Annotated in this window: 17 protein-coding genes; 9 read left to right on the top strand and 8 right to left on the bottom strand. The window is 67.4% G+C overall.

What is annotated here, in order from left to right:
* Positions 1 to 112: 112 nt before the first annotated feature.
* Positions 113 to 3,205: a TonB-dependent receptor domain-containing protein gene (locus AC5QAH_RS13905; protein ID WP_495232411.1), complete on the bottom strand. Its 3,093-nt coding sequence runs from the start codon at positions 3,203 to 3,205 to the stop codon at positions 113 to 115.
* Positions 3,206 to 3,419: 214 nt separating this feature from the next.
* Here AC5QAH_RS13905 and frmR point away from each other — a divergent pair, with 214 nt between their 5' ends.
* From frmR to AC5QAH_RS13880, 5 genes are all read left to right on the top strand, one after another.
* Positions 3,420 to 3,695: a formaldehyde-responsive transcriptional repressor FrmR gene (gene frmR / locus AC5QAH_RS13900; RefSeq protein ID WP_005411009.1), complete on the top strand. Its 276-nt coding sequence runs from the start codon at positions 3,420 to 3,422 to the stop codon at positions 3,693 to 3,695.
* A 66-nt stretch (positions 3,696 to 3,761) separates the two neighbouring features.
* The gene (locus AC5QAH_RS13895; protein ID WP_010480874.1) at positions 3,762 to 4,871 is read left to right on the top strand and encodes an S-(hydroxymethyl)glutathione dehydrogenase/class III alcohol dehydrogenase; all 1,110 of its coding nucleotides are present in this window, start codon (positions 3,762 to 3,764) and stop codon (positions 4,869 to 4,871) included.
* A gap of 8 nt (positions 4,872 to 4,879) precedes the next feature.
* Positions 4,880 to 5,239 carry a YqcC family protein gene (locus AC5QAH_RS13890; protein ID WP_010480873.1) on the top strand — a complete coding sequence of 120 codons (360 nt, stop codon included), beginning with the start codon at positions 4,880 to 4,882 and terminating at the stop codon, positions 5,237 to 5,239.
* 63 nt (positions 5,240 to 5,302) lie between these two features.
* Positions 5,303 to 6,133 (top strand): S-formylglutathione hydrolase, encoded by an 831-nt coding sequence (gene fghA / locus AC5QAH_RS13885; protein WP_019336472.1) that lies wholly within the window; start codon positions 5,303 to 5,305, stop codon positions 6,131 to 6,133.
* Positions 6,134 to 6,322: 189 nt separating this feature from the next.
* A complete protein-coding gene (locus AC5QAH_RS13880; protein WP_019336473.1) occupies positions 6,323 to 7,768 on the top strand; it encodes a GGDEF domain-containing protein in 1,446 nt (481 codons plus the stop codon).
* Between the two features lie 54 nt (positions 7,769 to 7,822).
* Here AC5QAH_RS13880 and AC5QAH_RS13875 read toward each other — a convergent pair whose 3' ends face one another.
* Together AC5QAH_RS13875 and AC5QAH_RS13870 are read right to left on the bottom strand one after the other, a co-directional pair.
* Entirely contained in the window at positions 7,823 to 8,293 is a 471-nt protein-coding gene (locus AC5QAH_RS13875) for a hypothetical protein (protein ID WP_019336474.1), read from the bottom strand.
* Between the two features lie 5 nt (positions 8,294 to 8,298).
* Positions 8,299 to 8,745, bottom strand: coding sequence for a universal stress protein (locus tag AC5QAH_RS13870; RefSeq protein ID WP_043400104.1), 447 nt, complete (start codon positions 8,743 to 8,745; stop codon positions 8,299 to 8,301).
* Positions 8,746 to 8,886: 141 nt separating this feature from the next.
* On the opposite strand from AC5QAH_RS13870, the gene AC5QAH_RS13865 reads away from it, so the two are divergent.
* From AC5QAH_RS13865 to AC5QAH_RS13850, 4 genes are all read left to right on the top strand, one after another.
* Positions 8,887 to 9,804: a LysR family transcriptional regulator gene (locus tag AC5QAH_RS13865; RefSeq protein WP_010480868.1), complete on the top strand. Its 918-nt coding sequence runs from the start codon at positions 8,887 to 8,889 to the stop codon at positions 9,802 to 9,804.
* Between the two features lie 153 nt (positions 9,805 to 9,957).
* Positions 9,958 to 11,487 carry an MFS transporter gene (locus AC5QAH_RS13860; protein ID WP_043400107.1) on the top strand — a complete coding sequence of 510 codons (1,530 nt, stop codon included), beginning with the start codon at positions 9,958 to 9,960 and terminating at the stop codon, positions 11,485 to 11,487.
* A 20-nt stretch (positions 11,488 to 11,507) separates the two neighbouring features.
* Complete coding sequence (locus AC5QAH_RS13855) at positions 11,508 to 12,590, top strand: HlyD family secretion protein (protein ID WP_313311506.1); 1,083 nt, start codon at positions 11,508 to 11,510, stop codon at positions 12,588 to 12,590.
* A complete protein-coding gene (locus AC5QAH_RS13850; protein WP_262102262.1) occupies positions 12,587 to 14,002 on the top strand; it encodes an efflux transporter outer membrane subunit in 1,416 nt (471 codons plus the stop codon). Before AC5QAH_RS13855 ends, AC5QAH_RS13850 begins: the two co-directional genes overlap by 4 nt.
* A 143-nt stretch (positions 14,003 to 14,145) precedes the next feature.
* Here the strand turns inward: AC5QAH_RS13850 and AC5QAH_RS13845 are convergent, their stop codons facing one another.
* The 5 genes from AC5QAH_RS13845 to AC5QAH_RS13825 form a co-directional block, all read right to left on the bottom strand.
* Positions 14,146 to 14,484, bottom strand: a complete 339-nt coding sequence (locus AC5QAH_RS13845; protein ID WP_010480863.1) for a hypothetical protein — start codon at positions 14,482 to 14,484, stop codon at positions 14,146 to 14,148.
* A gap of 77 nt (positions 14,485 to 14,561) precedes the next feature.
* Complete coding sequence (locus AC5QAH_RS13840) at positions 14,562 to 15,503, bottom strand: DegV family protein (RefSeq protein WP_010480860.1); 942 nt, start codon at positions 15,501 to 15,503, stop codon at positions 14,562 to 14,564.
* Positions 15,504 to 15,597: 94 nt separating this feature from the next.
* Positions 15,598 to 16,230 (bottom strand): 2-hydroxychromene-2-carboxylate isomerase, encoded by a 633-nt coding sequence (locus AC5QAH_RS13835; protein WP_010480859.1) that lies wholly within the window; start codon positions 16,228 to 16,230, stop codon positions 15,598 to 15,600.
* Positions 16,231 to 16,250: 20 nt separating this feature from the next.
* Positions 16,251 to 17,534, bottom strand: coding sequence for an amidohydrolase family protein (locus tag AC5QAH_RS13830; RefSeq protein WP_049452766.1), 1,284 nt, complete (start codon positions 17,532 to 17,534; stop codon positions 16,251 to 16,253).
* The gene (locus tag AC5QAH_RS13825) at positions 17,534 to 18,943 is read right to left on the bottom strand and encodes an amidohydrolase (RefSeq protein WP_495232410.1); all 1,410 of its coding nucleotides are present in this window, start codon (positions 18,941 to 18,943) and stop codon (positions 17,534 to 17,536) included. The genes AC5QAH_RS13830 and AC5QAH_RS13825 overlap by 1 nt, the downstream gene beginning before the upstream one ends.
* Positions 18,944 to 19,080 lie beyond the last annotated feature (137 nt).

Raw genomic sequence — 19,080 nt, 5'->3', positions numbered from 1 at the left:
CGGCCCCGCTAGAGGGGGACGTCCATACGAAACATTGCAGAATCCAAGGGCCAACTGAAAAAAAGGCGGGGCCCGTACAGCGGGCCCCGCCTGTGAAACCGCTGTGGCTGGCCTACTTGAAGTTGTAGCGCAGGCTGGCCATATAGCGACGGCCCAGTGCATCCAATACATAGGGGAACGGACCGATGTCGTCGCCCACGTTGATCACCGACAGCGTCACGCGTGCGGCATCGGTGATGCGGTAGGTGACGTTGGCGTCCCAGGTGGTCCAGCTGTCGCGGTAGAAGTACTGACGGCTTTCCGGGGTATCGGTCATCGTGTACTGGGCGCGGCTGGTGTAGTTGGAGGCCACGCCGTAGTTCCAGTTGCCGATGCGATGCTGGGCGGTCCAGCGGAACTGGCGCTTGGGCTCGTTGAAGCTGCCCGCCTGTTCGACGAACGGCACGTCCCGGTTCGCGGCCTGGCCACGGTTCTTCGGCATGTAGCCGTAGAAGTCGAGGTCCAGCACGCCCAAGCGCGACAGGTCCCAACGGTAGCCGACTTCGGCGGTCCAGCCGCGGAACATCAGCACCGGGCCGTTGCCATACTCGGTTTTGATGCTGGTAGCCACGCCGGTGTTCGGATCACGCGTCACCAGGCCACAGAAGCGGTTGGCGTTGGGCACATTGGCGGCGTTGAAGTCGGCAGTGTCGAAGCAACCGGTGATGATGTCGTTGGCGCTCAGCGACGTGATCACGTTGTTGATCTTGATGTCATACCAGTCGGCGGCGACGCGCAGGCCCGGGATCCACTCCGGCGCGAACACGATGCCGGCCGTCCACGACTTCGCCGTTTCGTTCTGCAGGCGGGTGCTGCCGTTGGTCGAGCCCAGCGTATTGGTCGGCTGCTGGCGGAAGGTGTTCGGATCGGCGCCCGGGTAGGCGGCGAAGAACGCCTGGCAGTTGCGGCGACGCACCGCCGGATTGGAGCCGCCGCTGATGTTGTCCAGCGAGCACACTTCCGGGATGTTGTAGTAGGCCGGCTGCTGGGTGGTGTAGAGCTCGGCGATTGAGGGCGCACGCAGTGACTGGGTCTTGTTGCCGCGCAGCTGCAGGCCGGCGATCGGTTCGTACTGGATGCCGTAGGTGAACGCATTGAACGCGCCGGCGACGGAATTGTCGACGCGGCGGAACTTGGCGGTCAGGTCCAGGCGATGCAGGCCCGGGATGTCCCAGTCGGGATTGAACAGCGGTGCCAGCACTTCGGCGAACACTTCATTGGTGTGGTATTTGCCTTCCGCCGCCTGGGTCGGCACCGAACGACCCTGGCCCAGGCGCTGGTACTCGCTGGGGGTGAAGGAGCCTTCTTCGCGGCGGTGTTCGAAGCCGACCGCGGCGGACAGCTCGCCGCCGGGAAGATCGAACAGGCCGCCGGATACCGACGCGTTGATGACGGTCTGGCGGGTCTGCGCCTTGGCCACGGTCCGGGTGGAGACGTAGTCCAGGGCTTCGCGCGACGCCTGGTTCTCGCCGAACAGATTCAGCGGGCGGCAGTTCGCATCGGCCGTGGTGCCCGGGCGGGTGGCATCACAGATGATGCGCCCGCTGGCGTCGGTGGTGACGTTGATCGCATTGATGAAGTTCTGCTGGATCAGGCCGGTGCCGAGGTAGTCGAAGTCACCGCGGCCATGGGTGACGCTGGCTTCCCAGTTGAAGCTGCGCTCTCCAACCTCGAAGAAGCCGTTCAGCCCAAGCACCGCGCGCGTCAGGCGGGTCTCGGTGCTGGCGTTGTTCATCGACAGGTCGCGCGAAGAGCGCGACAGGCGGAACGAGGTGATGCCGTTGTCGGCGAGGATCCTGCGGGTTTCCGCACTCAGGAACGGATTGCTGGCGCTGAAGGTCAGCGCACCGCTGGCGGTACCGCCGCCATCCAGGCGTGCATTGCCGAAGGACACGGCGTTGTAGACGTTCTGGTCCAGGGTTTCGCGGGCGGTCGCTTCGTATCGCGACAGCTCGAAGAAGCCGCGCACGTTGTCGGTGAAGTCGAAGCTGCCGGTGGAGAACACCGAGCGTCGTTCAAGGTCGGCGATCAGCGGCACCGTGTCGAACAGGTTCAGGCCGTCACCGCCGGAGGCGTTGCCGCCCGCATAGCTGGTACCGGGATTGAACTCGACCAGCTTGCCCTCGTTGTTGAACTGCCACAGTTTGTCTTTGTTCGGACCGAAGCCAAGGATGTCGCCCAGGCCGTTGCGCGTGTAGCTGCCGGTCGCCGGCATCACCAGGCCACCGAAGGTCATGCTGGCGATGCGCCGGTTGCGGATCCAGACCTGGTCGGGGATGCCGTCGGCCGGTCCGGTATTGAAGGGAATGCTGCCGTCGATGCGGCCATCATTGGTTGGCCGGCGCAGGGGCTGGAAGTTGCCAGCGTTGGCTGCAGTGGGGTTGGCCTGCAGGCTGTAGCCCTGGCGGTAGAAATCACGTTGCAGCGCGTTCACGCCGTCGGCATTGTCCAGTTCCGCCGCCACCACGATGTGGCCCCGCCCATCGGCGAATCCGGTACCGAAGATGGCCGACCAGGAGTAGCGCTCGTTGTCGTTCTTGCTGGTTCTGCCATAGCCCAGTTCGACTTCGGCGCCATCGAACTTGTCGCGCAGGATGATGTTGTTGACGCCGGAGATCGCATCCGAGCCATAGGTGGGGGCACCGCCAACGCTCAGACTTTCAATGCGTTGCACCATGACGCTGGGAATGGCGTTCATGTCCACCTGGATACCCGAGCCGCCGCCGGCACCGAAGATGGTGGGCGGGGTAGAGGTCACGAAGCGGCGTCCATTGACCAGGGTCAGCAGGCGATTGCTGCCCAGGCCGAACTTGCTGGCGAAGTTGACGCCCGCACCGAAACCGGCCTGGTCGCCGCGCGAACTGACGCCGGCACTGACCCCGGGAATCCGGGTCACCGCGTCGATGAGGTTGGTGTCGCCATAGTTCTCGATCGATTCACGGCTGACCACCGCAGCGGGTTCCAGCGTGTCGAAGCCGGCGCGGTAGATGCGTGAGCCGGTGACGGTCATCCGGTCCAGCTGCACGGGGGTCTTGCTGCTGGCGGGCTCGGCCTCCTGTTCCTGCGTGGCGGCCTGCTGCGCCATGGCCGGTGCGGCGGCCACCAGCACCAATGCCGAACCCAACGCGACAGACAAGCGACTGCGGGCGAACAACGGTCGGTACATGATCTCTCCCTGGTCACGCCAATGTGACTCAGGGATAAACGCAAGGGCGAATGCGACACCCTAGGTCATGAAAAAGTAACAATTGAATCTATTTACTATTCATTCATATTTGCGGGCTGATCTGTCCGTAGCGCATGCCCCGGCATGCATGATGTGGCTTCATCCGTCCGCGCATGTATACTATCCCCCAGTATAGTTCCGAGGTGGCCCCGTCATGCCGCACTCCCCCGAGGAGAAGAAGAAGGTCCTGGCCCGCGTGCGCCGCATCCGCGGCCAGTGCGATGCGCTGGACCGCGCGCTGGAAGCCGGTGCCGACTGCGGGCCGGTGCTGCAGCAGATCGCGGCCATCCGTGGCGCGGTCAACGGCCTGATGTCCGAAGTGATGGAGGCCCATCTGCGCGAGGAGTTCGGGCAACCCGCAGCCTCCGACGAACAACGCGCCGAACGCGTGCGCGACATGAGCGCGTTGATCCGCTCGTACCTGAAATAAGCATCGGCGCCACATCGCGTCGATCGTCCTGCCATCCCATTCCCGCCTGATCCTGGAGAAGCCACCATGAAGTCCCGTGCCGCCGTCGCCTTTGGTCCCGGCCAGCCGCTGCAGATCGTCGAGATCGACGTCGCCCCGCCGAAGAAGGGCGAAGTGCTGGTCAAGATCACCCACACCGGTGTCTGCCACACCGATGCGTTCACCCTGTCCGGCGATGACCCGGAAGGCCTGTTCCCGGTGGTGCTGGGCCATGAAGGCGCCGGCATCGTGGTGGACGTGGGCGAGGGCGTGACCAGCGTCAAGCCTGGCGACCACGTGATTCCGCTGTACACCGCCGAGTGCGGCGAATGCCTGTTCTGCAAGAGCGGCAAGACCAACCTGTGCGTGTCGGTGCGCGCCACCCAGGGCAAGGGCGTGATGCCCGACGGCACCAGCCGCTTCAGCTACAACGGCGAGCCGCTGTACCACTACATGGGCTGCTCGACCTTCAGCGAGTACACCGTCGTTGCCGAAGTCTCGCTGGCGAAGATCAACCCGGACGCCAACCCGGAACACGTCTGCCTGCTCGGCTGCGGCGTCACCACCGGCATCGGCGCGGTGCACAACACCGCCAAGGTGCAGGAAGGCGACAGCGTGGCGGTGTTCGGCCTCGGCGGCATCGGCCTGGCGGTGATCCAGGGCGCGCGCCAGGCCAAGGCCGGCCGCATCATCGCGGTGGACACCAACCCGTCCAAGTTCGAGCTGGCGCGCGAATTCGGCGCCACCGACTGCATCAATCCGAAGGACTACGACAAGCCGATCCAGCAGGTCATCGTCGAGATGACCACCTGGGGTGTGGACCACAGTTTCGAGTGCATCGGCAACGTCAACGTGATGCGCGCGGCGCTGGAATGCGCGCACCGTGGCTGGGGCCAGAGCGTGGTGATCGGCGTGGCCGGTTCGGGCCAGGAGATCTCCACCCGTCCGTTCCAGCTGGTGACCGGCCGCAAGTGGATGGGCACCGCGTTTGGTGGCGTGAAGGGCCGCAGCCAGCTGCCGGGCATGGTGGAAGACGCGATGAAGGGCGATATCGAACTGGCCCCGTTCGTCACCCACACCATGGACCTGGACAGGATCAACGACGCCTTCGACCTGATGCATGAAGGCAAGTCGATCCGTTCGGTGGTGCACTACTGAGCCGCGTCATGGGCTGGCTGGATGCCCTGCGCCGGCCGCGTGCGGAAGACCCGCGCGCGGCGCTGGTGGCCCCGATCGAGCAGGCGTTGCGTGCGCTGGGCTGGGTAGTGGGCGAGGTGCGGCCAGCGCGTACGGTGACCTCGGCCTTCGGCAGCGACGATGGCATGCCATTCGAGCAATGGCTTGCGCAGGTATTCCTGCCGCGCCTCTACGAGGCGCGCGCGGCCGGGCAGTGGCCGCCGCGCAGCGATGTGGCGGTGGCGGCCTCTCGCAATCTTGATGGCCAGCCTGGCGTCGAACCATTGCTGCGTCTGCTGGCGCAGCTGGATGAACGGATCAACAAAGGCATCCACGCCGCGCGTGGATAAGCCGACCAAGGTCGGCATCTACCAGAAGTACGCGTGCGCTGGCGCGCCGCGCAGGAGAGCACCATGGAACGCATTGAACACCGCGCCTGTTTCGGCGGCTGGCAGGACGTCTACCGCCATCATTCCACCACGCTGGGCTGCGACATGCAGTTCGCCGTGTACCTGCCGCCGCAGGCGGAAACGCAGGCGCTGCCGGTGCTGTACTGGTTGAGCGGCCTGACCTGCACCGAGCAGAACGTCATCACCAAGGCCGGCGCGCAGCGCTATGCGGCCGAGCACGGTGTGATCATCGTTGCGCCTGATACCAGCCCGCGCGGCGATGACGTGGCCGATGCCGAAGGCTATGACCTGGGCAAGGGGGCGGGGTTCTACCTCAATGCCACCCGTGCGCCGTGGGCGAAGCACTACCGCATGCACGACTACGTGACACAGGAACTGCCGGCACTGATCGAGGCGAATTTCCCGGTCACCGATGCGCGTGGCATCAGCGGCCACTCGATGGGCGGTCACGGTGCGCTGGTGATCGCGCTGCGCAACCCGGGGCGCTACCGCAGCGTGTCGGCGTTCTCGCCGATCGTTGCACCCAGCCACGTGCCGTGGGGGCAGAAGGCCTTCCACGCCTACCTGGGCGACAACCCGGCGGACTGGGCGCAATGGGACGCCAGCGAGCTGGTCGCCGTGGCCCGTGAGCGCCTGCCGTTGCTGGTCGACCAGGGCGAGGCGGACGAATTCCTGCAGACCCAGCTGCAGCCGCAGCGCCTGCAGCAGGCCTGCGATGCCGCCGGCCATCCGCTGACCCTGCGCCTGCAGCCGGGCTACGACCACAGCTACTACTTCATCGCCAGTTTCATCGGGGAGCACATCGCCCACCACGCCCGCGCCCTGCACGGCTGAGGGCGTTCCGGTGGTGCCGGCTGCTGGCCGGCTACCTGCCGCCCTGTGATTCCTTGGGATTGCCGGCCAGCAGCCGGCACTACCCTGGTGGTGCACGCGGAGTGTCGTTTTGCCGCAGTGGATCACGCCGCTGTGGCGTGCAGGCGCGCTATGGTGCGGCCATACGGCCTTGCGGATCGGGGGGGATGCATGCCGGTAGTGCTGGCGATGCTGTACGTGCTTTGCCATGGGCTGGTCGTGGCGTTCTGGCCGAGCCCGGCGGGCGTAGGCTCTTTCGTATTCCTGACCGGTGCGCCGCTGCTGGCCGCTGCCGCGTGCCTGGTGCGGGCGCAACGTGACCGCGCCGCTCTGGGCTGGCGTGCTACCGCGATGGCACTGCTGCTGTGGGCCGGCGGCATGACGTTCAACATGGTGGATGCGCTGGGCGCCGGCCGGGCTGACTTCACCCCGCGCGTCAGCCTGTTGTTGTACGTGCTGTATGGCGTGCCGCTGGTGTTCATCCTGGCCCGGGCACGCCGCGAGCGCTTGAGCATCAGCCTGATCGACGCGGCGATGGCGGCGTTGCTGGGGGTGCTGTTCTTCGTGCACACCGCATCGTTTGCCGCCCGTGTCGAGGTCGACGCCCAGGCGATGTCCAACATGCAGCGCATGTTCGACATCCAGAATCTGTGTATCGCCGGGTTCGCCGTGGTGCGATGGCTGGCCGGCGACGTGCCCGAACGGCGTAGATTCTTCCGCGCACTGGCGCTGTACGCTCTGGCCTATCTGCTGGTGGCCTACTACATCAACCATTACACATCCGATGATGCATTCGGTGCGTTCAACGATCTGCTGATCGACGTACCTTTTCTGCTGATTGCCTGCCTGGCGCTGGACACGGCGCCGGACACAGGCACCACGGCACACCCGAGGCTGGCGCGGACGGTGCAGGCCGCCGGCCCGATCATCCTGCCATTGCTGCTGCTGGTGGTCGGCACGTTGGTGGTCGATCATGCGCGGCCGTTGGCGGTCGCGGGCTTCGTCGTAGCTACCCTTGGTTTCGGCCTGCGCAGCGTGTTGCTCCAGGCGGATCTTCTGGAACGCCAGGCAGCACTGGATCAACTTGCGCGGCAGGATGGCCTGACCGGCGTGGCCAACCGTCGCGAATTCGACGCACGGCTGATGTCCGAGTGGAATCGCGCACGGCGCAGCGGCACCGAGCTGGGCCTGCTGCTGGTGGATATCGACCACTTCAAGGCCTTCAACGACCAGCACGGCCATCCGGCTGGTGATCGTTGCCTGCAGGCGGTGGCCGGGGTGCTGAAGGCCATAGCCGGTCGCGGTGGTGACAGCGTTGCTCGCTATGGCGGCGAGGAATTCGCCGTGATCGTGCCGGGAAGCCCGCTCTCGGGCGTGCTGGCGCTGGCCGAGCGCCTGCGCGAGGCGGTGGCAGCGCTGCCGCTGCCGGAAGGGTCGGTCAGTATCAGCATCGGAGTGGGCTACCTGCATCCGCCGGCCCTGGCCAGTGCCGATCAGTTGCTGGCGGACGCCGATGCCGGCCTGTATGCCGCCAAGCGCGCCGGTCGCAACCAGGTGATCCTGCATGCGCACGTGCTCGACGACGAAGGCAGTGCGCACGGCAGGATGGATTGCTGAGCGCGCCAGGTAGCCGCTCCCTGTGCGCGATTGCGCACGGTCGGCGCGGCCGGGTCATCGCTGCCGCAGCCAGCCGGTGGGATCGAGCAGCCTCAGCCCGACCGGTGACAACGAGCGCTGTCGCAACGGCAGTTTTGCCGCCTGCACGGCGATCGCACAGCGCGCCAGCTGCTGGCGCAACGGTGCCAGCGTGTCGTCTTCGCGTGGGCGCGCATGCCGCCATTGTGCGATGCGCAGCAGGCAGACCAGCAGGTCCAGTTCGCTGGCGGCAATGAACGGAGAGCCGGCGGGCAACAGGTCGATCGGTGCCGTCGGCGCGGCCAGCAGCGGCAGCAGGTTGATGAACGCGTCGCAGCCTTCAGGATCAAGGCCGAGGCCGCTCAGCTGTGCGAGTCCATCGGCTACGAGATCGGGGTCACGCAGCTGGCGTATCGCCGCCAGCAGCGCCTGCTCGCCACGGCCGAACTGGCGGCCGAAGGCACGGTAGCTGACCCGGGTGGGAAACAAGGGGGAACGGGAGGCCATGGCAGCTAGGGTTGTGGGTCGCGGGTTTCCACCAGCACGGGGCAGGGGGCGTGATCGATGGTCCATTGCCCGATCGAGGGTTCGAACAGGCGCTCCAGCCGGGACAGGTGGCGGTGGCCGATCACGATCAGATCGCACTTCAGGCGCCTGGCCTGGTCGCTGATGACTTCGCCGGGGTCGCCGGAGGGGATCTGCGCGATGGCATCGACGCCGCGCTCGCGCAGCTCGGCCAGGGCTTCGGCCAGCACCGCCTCGGCGCGGGAGCGCTGGCGGGCGGCTTCCGGGTACTCGATACGGTCGGCTTCGCTGGCATCGGCCGCCAGCGCGAATTCGGGGTCGAGCACGCACAGCAGGTGCAGGCGGCTGCGGGGGCCGGCAATGGCCGCGGCCAGGTCCAGCACGCGCGCGTGCTGGGGGCCACCGTCCAGGGCGACCAGCAGGGTATTGAACATGGATGTCTCCTTGGCAGGCCGGGGATGGTCGCCGATGTCATCGCGCGCACCCATGCCGTGCGCGGCAGTCAATGAATGCGTAGAACGCAATCCATGGTGGTTGCAAGTGCCGTAGAGTCATCTGATTTACCGGAGACTGTCATGCCCCTGCCGGACCTGAACCTGTTGCTGGCACTGGACGTGCTGATTGACGAATGCAGCGTGGCCGCCGCCGCGCGCCGGATGAACCTGAGCGCGCCGGCAATGAGCCGCACCCTGGGCCGGATCCGCACTGCGCTGGGCGACCCGGTGCTGGTGCGTGCAGGCCGCGGTCTGGCGCCCACACCCCGCGCGCTGCAGCTGCGCGAGCAGGTCCGCGATGTGATCGAGCAGGCCCACCGCGTCTTCAACGCCGGTCGCGAAGTAGACATGCGCGTGCTCGAGCGGACCTTCAGCGTGCGTGCCAATGATGTGTTCGTCGGTGGTTTCGGCGGACGCCTGCGCGAGCTGTTCCGCCAGCAGGCGCCGCGCGCAGTGCTGCGCTTCGTGCCCGAGGGCGATACCGACGACGATGCGATGGCACAGGGCCGGATCGACCTGTACATCAGCACGGCCGGCAAGCATGCGCCCGATACCAAGGTGCAGAACCTGTTCAGTACCTCGTTCATGGGCGCAGCGCGCGAAGACCATCCACTGTTCGACGAGGAGATCAGTGCCGAGCGCTTTGCCGCGTGCGACCACATCGCGGTGTCGCGCCGTGGCCTGCCACGTGGGCCGATCGATGATGACCTGGCCACGCTCGGCCTGCAGCGTCGCGTGGCGCTGATCAGCCCGACCTTCCACGGTGCGATCTTCGCGGCGGCCGAATCGGACCTGATCCTGCCGCAGATGCCAAGCGTGATGCTGGAGCGGATCGTCAACATGCGCCTGCCGTTGCGCCTGTTCCCGCTGCCGATTCCGGTGCGGACCGCGGCCATCGTGCAGGCCTGGCATCCGCGCCTGGACAACGACGCCGCGCACCAGTGGCTGCGGCGCTCGATCAAGACCATGTGCGAAAGCGCAGGGGAGGCCTCGCGCTGACATCTGCATGCGTGCGCCCGGCGCACGCCTGGGATGCCGGCGACGCCATTTTTTACAGGGTACCGGCTCCCTAGACTGCGCTCCCCGGAGTTTCACTGAGCGCATTCCAATGACCCCCAACATGCCGTGCACTGCACGGATCGGTGCCCGGCGATGAGTACGCCGGCCGCCGCTGTCCCGGCCGCCGCAGCGCCCCGTCCTGCCGCCGCCCCCGGGCTCGATCGCCGCATTCTGGTCGGCCTGTGTGGCGTGCTGCTGGCGGTGCTGGTGTCGGGCTTCAACGAGAACATCACCAAGGTCGCATTGGCCGACATCCGTGGCGCGATGGGTTTCAGCGTCGATGACGGCAGCTGGATCGTCGCCCTCTACAGCGCGATGTCGGTCAGCGCGATGGCCTTTGCGCCGTGGTGTGCCGCCACCTTCTCGCTGCGTCGTTTCGCGCTGGCGATGATCGGTGGCTTCATGGTGCTGGGCGTGCTGTGCCCGCTCGCCCCGAACCTGCAGGTGTTCCTGCTGCTGCGTGCATTGCAGGGCCTGTGCGGTGGTGCACTGCCGCCGTTGCTGATGAGCGTGGCGCTGCGCTTCCTGCCGCCGGGCATCAAGCTGTACGGCCTGGCCGGCTACGCGCTGACGGCGACGTTCGGCCCGAGCATGGGCACGCCGCTGGCCGCGTTCTGGGTCGAGCAGGTGGGCTGGCACTGGGCGTTCTGGCAGATCGTGCCGTACTGCCTGGCCGCCATGGCGATGGTCAGCTGGGGTCTGCCACAGGACCCGCTGAGGCTGGAACGCTTCGCCCAGTTCGATACGGTCGGCCTGCTGCTCGGCCTGCCAGCGCTGGTGCTGCTGGTACTGGGCCTGGTGCAGGGCCCGCGCCTGAACTGGTTCGACTCGCCGATGATCACGCTGATGATCGGGGGGGGCGCCGGCCTGATGGTGCTGTTCATGATCAATGAATGGTTCCACCCCTTGCCGTTCTTCAAGCTGCAACTGCTGGCCAACCGCAATCTCAGCTACTCGCTGGTGACGCTGGGCGGCGTGCTGTTCGTGCTGCTGGCGGTGATCTCCATCCCGTCCGGTTTCCTGGCCAGCGTGCAGGGCTACCGGCCGTTGCAGACCGCACCGATGCTGCTGTGGGTGGCGTTGCCGCAGGTGATCGCGCTGCCGCTGGTGGCGGCGCTGCTGAACATCCGCGCGGTGGATTGCCGCTGGGTGCAGGCCACCGGCCTGGCGATGCTGGCCCTGGCCTGCTGGCTGGGCTCGCACCTGGACGTGGCCTGGATCCGTGACAACTTCCTGTGGGTGCAGCTGCTGCAGGTGTTCGCACAACCGATGGCGGTGCTGCCGCTGCTGATGCTGGCCACCGGCGGCCTGGCGCCGCAGGACGGCCCGTTCGCCTCGGCGTGGTTCAACACGGTCAAGGGTTTCGCCGCAGTGCTTGCCAGCGGCGTACTGGATGCCGTCGCACAGGGCCGCCGTCATTTCCATTCCACCGTGCTGGTCGACCGCCTGGGCGAGCAACCGTGGCTGGCCGATGGCCCGCAGCTCGGCGCGCGCCTGCATGCACAGGTGCAGGCGCTGACCTCGGCCGACCTGTACTGGGTGGTCGCGCTGGTGGCGCTGGCCTTCATTCCCCTCATTGCCTGGATGCCCACCCGCATCCACCCGCCACGTGCCGTGGCCTGAACCTTTCGCAGGAACCCCTCATGACGATCAATCGAACCACTCTCAACACCGGCCTGGGCCTGGGCGTACTGGCCCTGGCCATCGGCGCCTGGCTGCTGCTGCGCGACTCTTGCCACCAGAGCACCAACAATGCGTACGTGGTGGCCGACTACACCCTGGTGGCTCCGAAAATTCCCGGCTTCGTCAGTGCCGTGGAGGTGGAGGACAACCAGTCGGTGAAGGCCGGCGACGTGCTTGCCCGCATCGACGACCGTGACTACCAGGTCGCCCTGCAGGCGGCCCGTGCCGACCTTGCCAATGCCCGCGCACAGCTCGCCAACGCACAGGCCGCACTGGCCCAGCAGGATTCGCTGATCGCGCAGGCCAGGGCCAGTGTGGATGTCAGCCGTTCCGAACTGACCCTGGCCAGTGCCGACCAGCAGCGCTACCGCGAACTGGCCCGTGACGGCGCCGGAACCGTGCAGAACGCGCAGCAGGCGCAGTCGAAGCAGGCCGTGGCCAGTGCCCACCTGCAGCAGGGCCAGGCGGCGCTGTCGACCGCGCGCCAGCGCACCGACATCCTGACCGCCGGTGTGCAGGCTGCGCAGGCCGCGGTGCAACGCGCGGAAGCGGCGCAGGCCCGCGCAGAACTGGATCTGTCGCACACCGTGCTGCGTGCACCGATCGACGGCATGGTCGGTCGTCGTGCAGTGCGCGTAGGTGCCTACCTGACCCCGGGTACACCGGTGGCCGCGGTGGTGCCGCTGAAGCGTGCCTTCGTGGTCGCCAACTTCCAGGAAACACAGATGACCCGCATGCAGGCCGGCCAGCAGGTCGAACTGAAGGTGGACGTGTTCCCGGGCAAGCCGCTGCGCGGGCACATCGACAGCATCGCGCCGGCCACCGGCGTCACCTTCGCCGCTGTCGCACCGGAGAATGCCACCGGCAACTTCACCAAGGTGGTGCAGCGTATTCCGGTGAAGATCGTGCTGGAGCCGGGCCAGCCGCTGCTGGACCAGCTGCGTGCCGGCATGTCGGTGGAAGCCAGTGTCGACCTGGGCAGCCGCGCGCGCGCGCAGAGCGTGAAGCACAGTCCGGGCCATGCGGCCGGGGAGGGCGCATGAGCGCAGTTGCCTTGTTCCGCAGCACCTTCGTTGCGGCCAGCCTGTGCACGGCCCTGGCTGCCTGCACGATGGGTCCGGACTTCGTACGTCCTCAGGCGGAACTGCCCAGTCACTGGCAGGGCGAGGCCGTCGCGGGCAACGCGATCGATCAGGACGCCGCCTGGTGGGCCGGCTTCGACGACCCGCTGCTGGGACAGCTGGCCAGCCAGGTGCTGGAGGCCAACCTGGACCTGCAGCTGGCGGCCAACCGCGTGCAGCAGAGCCGCGCCGCGCGTGGCATCAGCGCCGCCGACCGTCTGCCCAGCGTCAGCGCAACCGCCAGCGGCGCACGCGCACGCAACAGCGAGGTGGGCTTGAACGATCCGTCCGGCAACGGCGGTCGTGATGACTATGGGCTGTTCCAGGCCGGCATCGGCCTGAGCTGGGAACTGGATCTGTGGGGACGGGTGCGCCGCCAGGTGGAAGCCGCCGATGCACGCGTGCAGATGGCCGAGGAGGATGCACACGCAGTGCGCATCGCGCTGCTGGCGGAAACCGCGCGTGATTATCTGCAGCTGCGCGCGACGCGGCAGCTGCTGGCGATCACCGAGGACAACCTCGGCATCGCCCACGACATCAAGCGCCTGACCGAAGCACGCCAACGCCAGGGCGTGGCCAGCACGCTGCAGGTGTCCAGCGCGTCCGCGCAGGTGGCATCGCTGCAGGCACGCATCGCGCCGCTGCGGCATCGTGAATCGCAGCTGCGCAATGCACTGGCGTTCCTGCTGGCGCAGCCTCCGCAGGCACTGGATGCGCAGCTGCAGAATGCATGCCGTGACTGGCCCGCACTGCCGGCCGTGGCGGTGGGGCTGCCCAGCGAACTGGCCGAGCGTCGCCCTGACATCCGTCGCGCCGAAGCGGCGTTGCATGCCGCAACGGCCGGCATCGGCGTGGCCAAGGCCAGTTTCCTGCCGCGTATCACCTTGAATGGCGACGCTGGCTTCCAGGCCAAGCAGCTGGATGATCTGGATGGCTGGAACGCACACCGTTTCAGCATCGGGCCGTCGCTCAGCCTGCCGATCTTCCAGGGCGGCAGGCTCAAGGCCAACCTCGCGTTGAGCAAGCTGCAGCAGCAACAGTCGTCGCTGCAGTTCCAGCGCACGGTGCTGCAGGCCTGGCATGAAGTGGACGACGCCATCGATGGCTACGCCGCCGAACAGCAGCGCACCGTGCAGCTGCACGTGGCGGTGGACGAAAGCGAGACCGCGCTCGGTGCGGCGCGCCGGCAGTACCAGGCCGGCGTGGTCGACATGCTGGACGTGCTGACCACCCAGCGCATCGCACTGGACAACCAGGCCGCACTGGCCAACAGCCAGGCTACGGCGGCAATCGCGCGGGTGGAGCTGTACCGCGCGCTGGGCGGTGGCTGGTAGGGAAATGGAAACGCCGGGCCATGCCCGGCGGTTCGTCGGTAGTTGCCAACCTTGGTTGGCAGTTTTTGCAGAAGCGCCAACCAAGGTTGGCATCTACCAGGGCGGGGCAGGTAGCGCCGGGCCATGCCCGGCGGGCGGGTGCCTCAACGCACGTCGCGCAGTTCCCAATGGTGGCCGGCCAGCAGGCGCAGGCGCTGCTTGAACACGTCACTGTCGATGCGGGTGGTGGCGACGAGGTTGATGCGCAGGTCCTTCTGCTCGCCGGTCACGGTGGCCTCCGGATCGGTCACGCCCCACTGCGGTTCCACCGCATCCGGGTCGGGTTGCTTGGCCTTCCAGCGCTCGAACAGCGCGCCGCTGCGCAGCGCGTCCTGCAGTTCCTCGGCGAAGCCGGCGGCGCCCTGCGAATGGAAGGACAGGTCAGGATCGTTGCCGCGGGCCTTGGACGGGTCGGGCAGGCTGATGTGGTACTGCGCAGGCATGGAGTTCTCCTTGAAGTGCGGCAAGGCTGGCACAGTCGTGGTGGAATCGATGTGCAGATTCCCGCCACGGTTGGCCTTCATTCAAACCGATGTGGCCCATCGGCGAAGCCCACGGTGACCGCGCCCTTGCCGACATTGACCATGCCGGTCAGGCTCATCACCGATTCGTACACGGCCACGCCATGGGTGGCGCAGACCTCCTTCAACTGGGCGTAGCCGGGCAGGGTGCGCAGCTCGTCCAGCTCACCGCCGTAGCTGACGCACACCGTCGGTGTCATCAGCCCGGCACGCACGCGCTGACCGACCACCGCGAACAGCTTCTGCACGGCGTTGTCGAAGCCTTTGATCTTGGCGACCGGCCCGGTCTCGCCGCGGTAGCCATGCAGCACCGGCTTGATGTCCAGTGCGCTGCCCAGTGCCGCGCTGAGCAGGCCAACGCTGCGGTCACCTTTGTGCCGCGCACGCGCGCGCATGTAGTACAGGTCACGGGTGACCATGTAGCCGTGCACGTTGCTGGCCAGTTCCTCCAGCCGCTCACGGATCTGCTGCACGCTGGCATTGCTGTCGCGCAGGCGCACGGCTTCCACCGCGGTCACTGCCTGGGCGGCGAACAGGTTCTGGGTATCGAGCACGCGCAGCGCGAACGGCGAGTTGTAGCCCGCTGCCTGACGCACCGGTTTGTAGTCGTTGAGGATGGCGAAGCTGGCCTGCAGCGCGTTGTCGTGGATCGGGCTGCGGGTCTTGGTGATGGTCATGCAGAACACGTGGTCGTAATCGATCACCAGCTGCTGCAGGAACAGGTCGCGGATCTGGTTGACGCTGAAGGGGATGGTCTCCGCTTCAGCGCCGTGCTCGGCCACGTGCGCGTGCAGGAAGCTCAGGGTGGCCTGCTCATCGCGGTGATCGGCCAGCACGGCTTCGCCGATCCGTACGGTGATCGGCAGCAGCACGATGTTGTGTGTGGCGATGAAGTCCGGCGGCAGGTCGCAGGCCGAGTCGACGACGATTCCGATGCGCATCCGCGGCTCCCCCTCCAGGGCGGTGTAGGTTCGGAAACGTGAAATCTATCTCAAATCCCAGCGCAGCGCGCGAGGGAAACGCGCCACGCCCTGTTCAGCGGCTGCGCTGGACTGCCACCGGCAGGCTGGCCAGACGCTGCCATTCGGGTTGCTGCAGCAGGCCCGGATCGGCCAGTACTGCGGCCATCAGCGGATGCGCATCGTTGCCCCAGAACAGTTCCCCATCGATCGCCAGGGTCGGCACACCGAACACCCCGGCGCCAATTGCGGCCTCGGTGTTGCGCCGCAGCTGCTCCTTCACCGCCGGGTCGGCGGTGGCACTGGCGACATCCTCGATACCCAGCCGCGCGGCCGGTTCGCGCAGGGCCTCAGGGCTGTCGCCCGCGTGGCCTTCGCGCCAGATCCAGTCGAACAGCACGTCCACCGCTTGCGTGCTGGCGCCAGCGGCCAGGCACAGGCGCAGGGCGGACAGCGGGTTGAATGGGTGGCCCGGCGGGAAGTGCAGGGGCGTGCCCTCGGCCTGTGCGTTCCATAGCAGCTGGCGGTAGATGAAACGACGCTTGGCCGGAATCTCGGCCGGGCCCAGGTTGCCCAGGTGATGCAGTACCGCACCGAAGGCGATCGGCACGGTCTGGATCTGCCCGAACTGTGGCAACTGCTTCAGCTTCTGCCAGTGCAGGTAGGAATAGGGCGAGACGAAGTCGAAGTACCAGCGCAATGTCGCCATCGGTGTGTCCTCGTGTGCGGTCAGGGCTGCGCGTTGCGCTGCAGGTAGCGGTCGCGCAGGTCGGTCTGGCGCGAGCGCATCGGCATCGCACGGCCGCCCAGCCAGACCTGTTCGGCGTAGTGCGCCACATCCAGCGGGTCGCCCTCCCACAGCACCAGGTCGGCACGCTTGCCCGGCTCGATGCTGCCGATCTGGTCGGCCACCCCGAACGCCTGCGCCGGCACCCGGGTCAGCCCGGCCAGGCCATCGGCCCACGGCAAACCGTTGGCCACCGCGTTGCCGGCCAGCTGGCGCATCTTGCGCGCGTTGTGGGTGGCGTCGCCGCGCTGCACGAACGACACCGGCACGCCGGCGCGTTGCAGGCGTGCGGCATTTTCCAGGGTGGCGCCGATCTGGTCGAAGCTGGCCGGCAGGTTGGCCAGCACGTCGACGAACACCGGCACCTGTGCGGCGGCCAGCTCCGGCGCGACCTGCCATGCTTCGCTGGCACCGGCGATGGCGATCTTCCCTTTCTCGCGCGCGGCCCAGCGCAGCAGCTGGCGGATGTCCGAGGCACGATCGACCTCCACCACGATGCGGCCCTGGCCTGCCAGGTAACGGCTGAGCGTGCGGCGCCCGGCCGGCGTCAGCAGCGCGTGCGGCGAGTCCGCGGCCACCTGGCCGCGTGCTTCGTCGATCATCTGCTGCAGCAGCATCCATTGCGCGGCGCGCGAATGCCCGGTCAGCTCGGAGGCCGCCGCGCCGATGCGCAGGAACAGGGCGCGCGGGCCGATCGGGTCGGCGCTGCCGTCCAGCCGCATCACGCCGCCCTGGCCAGCCACGAAACCACCGCCGGTGGCAGCGCCCAACGCAGTGAAGCCGATGCCTTCCAGGCGCGTGACCGGAATCAGCACCGAGGCCGGGTTGTAGGCGAGGGTGACGTCGAATTCCGGGCGCAGCGGCTGCTCACCGAGCTTCAACGAACTGTCCACCGTGCTCGATTCACCCGAGACCTCTTCGATGCCGGTTTCGGTGATACCGCCGAACAGCGCCGGCGTCAGGGGGCGGCCATTGGCCTCGATCACGGTGGCGCCGGCAGGCGCTGACAGGCCGTTGCCCACCGCGCGGATGATGCCGCCCTGCACCAGCACGTCCGCGTTCTGCAGGCTGCCGCGCGCGCTGGCGGTATGCACCGTCGCGTTGCGCACCAGCAGGTCCTGTGCCGATGCGGATGCGGAAATGCAGGCCAGCACCATGACAGTAGAACCGAGCCATGCCCGGCTGCCCTTCGCGGCAGACTGCGCCAACTGCTTGAGCACCACCATCAGCGCACCTCCTGGCCGAGCTGGAAATCAGAACGCGGCGTGCTCGCCGGCGCGCCGCGGTCATACAGCCGCCGGCCGTCGATGAAGACCTGCTCAGCCAGTGCGTACGAACTGAAGGGGTTGCCGTTCCACACCACCACATCGGCCATCTTGCCGGCTTCCAGGGTGCCGGTCTGGCCCTCGATGCCCAGCGCCTTGGCGGCGTTGGCGGTCATCCAGGTGATGGCGTGCTCGGGCGTGATCTCCGGCATGCGCGCGCGACGCGCGGACGCCATCACCTTGGCCGCTTCCTGGTTCAGGCGCTGGATGCCTTCGGGTGAATCGGAATGGACGATGGCACAGCTGTTCTTCGGCCGGTCGACCAGCGCGATGTTCTCGGGAATGCCGTCGAAGGCTTCCATCTTGAAGCCCCACCAGTCGGCCCAGAGTGCGCCGCAGACGCTGTCGGCGGCCAGCCGGTCGGCCAGCTTGTAGGCCTCCACACCGTGGTGGAAAGCGGCCACCTTGAAGCCGAATTCCTTGGCCAGGTCGAGCATGGTGGCCATCTCGTCGGCGCGGTAGCAGTGGATGTGCACGCGGATGTCGCCTTCGATGGCGCCGGCCAGCGTGTCCAGCTTGAGATCGCGCTTGCCGCCTGCATCCCCGGCGCTGTCGCCCTTGTCGCTGCCGAACCATCCCTTGCGCTTGGCCGGCTTGGGTTTGTTCTTGGCGATGTAGTCGGCGGCGTCGATGAAGGCGGCACGGTAGCCGGCCACGTTGCCCATGCGCGTGGCCGGGGTCACGCCCTTGCCTTCGCCATAGACCCGCTTGGGGTTCTCGCCGCAGGCCATCTTCAGGCCCCACGGTGCGCCGGGGAACTTCATCGCCTGGTAGGTGACGGCCGGAACGTTCTTCAGGGTCACGCCGCGGCCGCCGACCAGGTTGGCCGAGCCGGGCAGCACCTGCATGCTGGTCACGCCGCCGGCCAGTGCCGTGGCGAAGCCTGGGTCCTGAGGCCACACCGAGTGTTCGGCCCAGACGTTGGCGGTGACCGGTGCGGTCATCTCGTTGCCGTCGCTGTGCGCGCCGACGCCGGGGCTGGGGTATACACCCAGATGCGAATGCACGTCGATCAGACCGGGGGTGACCCACTTGCCCTGCGCATCGATGCGGGTGACACCGGCATCGGCCTGCAGCTGGCGACCGACGGCGACGATGCGGCCGTCGCGCAGCAGCACGTCGGCGTTGTCCAGGCGCTGGCCGGTACCGGTCAGCACCGTGGCGTTCTGGATCAGTACCGGCGCATCAGGATGGGCCTGGTAGGTGCTGGGGTAGGGATCGGCGACGAAGCGCGAGGCGCCCACCGCCGGAGCCGTGCTCAATGAAAGCAGTGCCAGGGCTACCCCAGCGCGCAACAACGTCGATGCCATGCAGTTCCCCTTGCAGCCTGGTCCAACCGCCGACGCTAGCCCGGAGGCGGCGGGCTTGCCAAGTGACCTTCTTCACAGGCCTGCCGACGGTAGCTCGACGGCACCGGCCGGGTGGCTGAAAATACCCGGTCCCCCGC

Source organism: Stenotrophomonas sp. YJH_SMC_43, from assembly GCF_059372535.1.
The sequence above is the reverse complement of the archived record's forward strand: the minus strand, read 5'-3'. Positions and strand labels throughout refer to the sequence as shown.

Bases quoted from the DNA above. Each gene is read 5' to 3' on its own strand.
- AC5QAH_RS13830 (WP_049452766.1), bottom strand. From the start codon at position 17,534: ATGGTGGTGCTCAAGCAGTTGGCGCAGTCTGCCGCGAAGGGCAGCCGG.
- AC5QAH_RS13825 (WP_495232410.1), bottom strand. From the start codon at position 18,943: ATGGCATCGACGTTGTTGCGCGCTGGGGTAGCCCTGGCACTGCTTTCA.
- AC5QAH_RS13835 (WP_010480859.1), bottom strand. From the start codon at position 16,230: ATGGCGACATTGCGCTGGTACTTCGACTTCGTCTCGCCCTATTCCTAC.
- fghA (WP_019336472.1), top strand. From the start codon at position 5,303: ATGGAACGCATTGAACACCGCGCCTGTTTCGGCGGCTGGCAGGACGTC.
- AC5QAH_RS13870 (WP_043400104.1), bottom strand. From the start codon at position 8,745: ATGTTCAATACCCTGCTGGTCGCCCTGGACGGTGGCCCCCAGCACGCG.
- AC5QAH_RS13840 (WP_010480860.1), bottom strand. From the start codon at position 15,503: ATGCGCATCGGAATCGTCGTCGACTCGGCCTGCGACCTGCCGCCGGAC.
- AC5QAH_RS13880 (WP_019336473.1), top strand. From the start codon at position 6,323: ATGCCGGTAGTGCTGGCGATGCTGTACGTGCTTTGCCATGGGCTGGTC.
- AC5QAH_RS13860 (WP_043400107.1), top strand. From the start codon at position 9,958: ATGAGTACGCCGGCCGCCGCTGTCCCGGCCGCCGCAGCGCCCCGTCCT.
- AC5QAH_RS13855 (WP_313311506.1), top strand. From the start codon at position 11,508: ATGACGATCAATCGAACCACTCTCAACACCGGCCTGGGCCTGGGCGTA.
- frmR (WP_005411009.1), top strand. From the start codon at position 3,420: ATGCCGCACTCCCCCGAGGAGAAGAAGAAGGTCCTGGCCCGCGTGCGC.
- AC5QAH_RS13850 (WP_262102262.1), top strand. From the start codon at position 12,587: ATGAGCGCAGTTGCCTTGTTCCGCAGCACCTTCGTTGCGGCCAGCCTG.
- AC5QAH_RS13865 (WP_010480868.1), top strand. From the start codon at position 8,887: ATGCCCCTGCCGGACCTGAACCTGTTGCTGGCACTGGACGTGCTGATT.
- AC5QAH_RS13905 (WP_495232411.1), bottom strand. From the start codon at position 3,205: ATGTACCGACCGTTGTTCGCCCGCAGTCGCTTGTCTGTCGCGTTGGGT.
- AC5QAH_RS13890 (WP_010480873.1), top strand. From the start codon at position 4,880: ATGGGCTGGCTGGATGCCCTGCGCCGGCCGCGTGCGGAAGACCCGCGC.
- AC5QAH_RS13875 (WP_019336474.1), bottom strand. From the start codon at position 8,293: ATGGCCTCCCGTTCCCCCTTGTTTCCCACCCGGGTCAGCTACCGTGCC.
- AC5QAH_RS13895 (WP_010480874.1), top strand. From the start codon at position 3,762: ATGAAGTCCCGTGCCGCCGTCGCCTTTGGTCCCGGCCAGCCGCTGCAG.
- AC5QAH_RS13845 (WP_010480863.1), bottom strand. From the start codon at position 14,484: ATGCCTGCGCAGTACCACATCAGCCTGCCCGACCCGTCCAAGGCCCGC.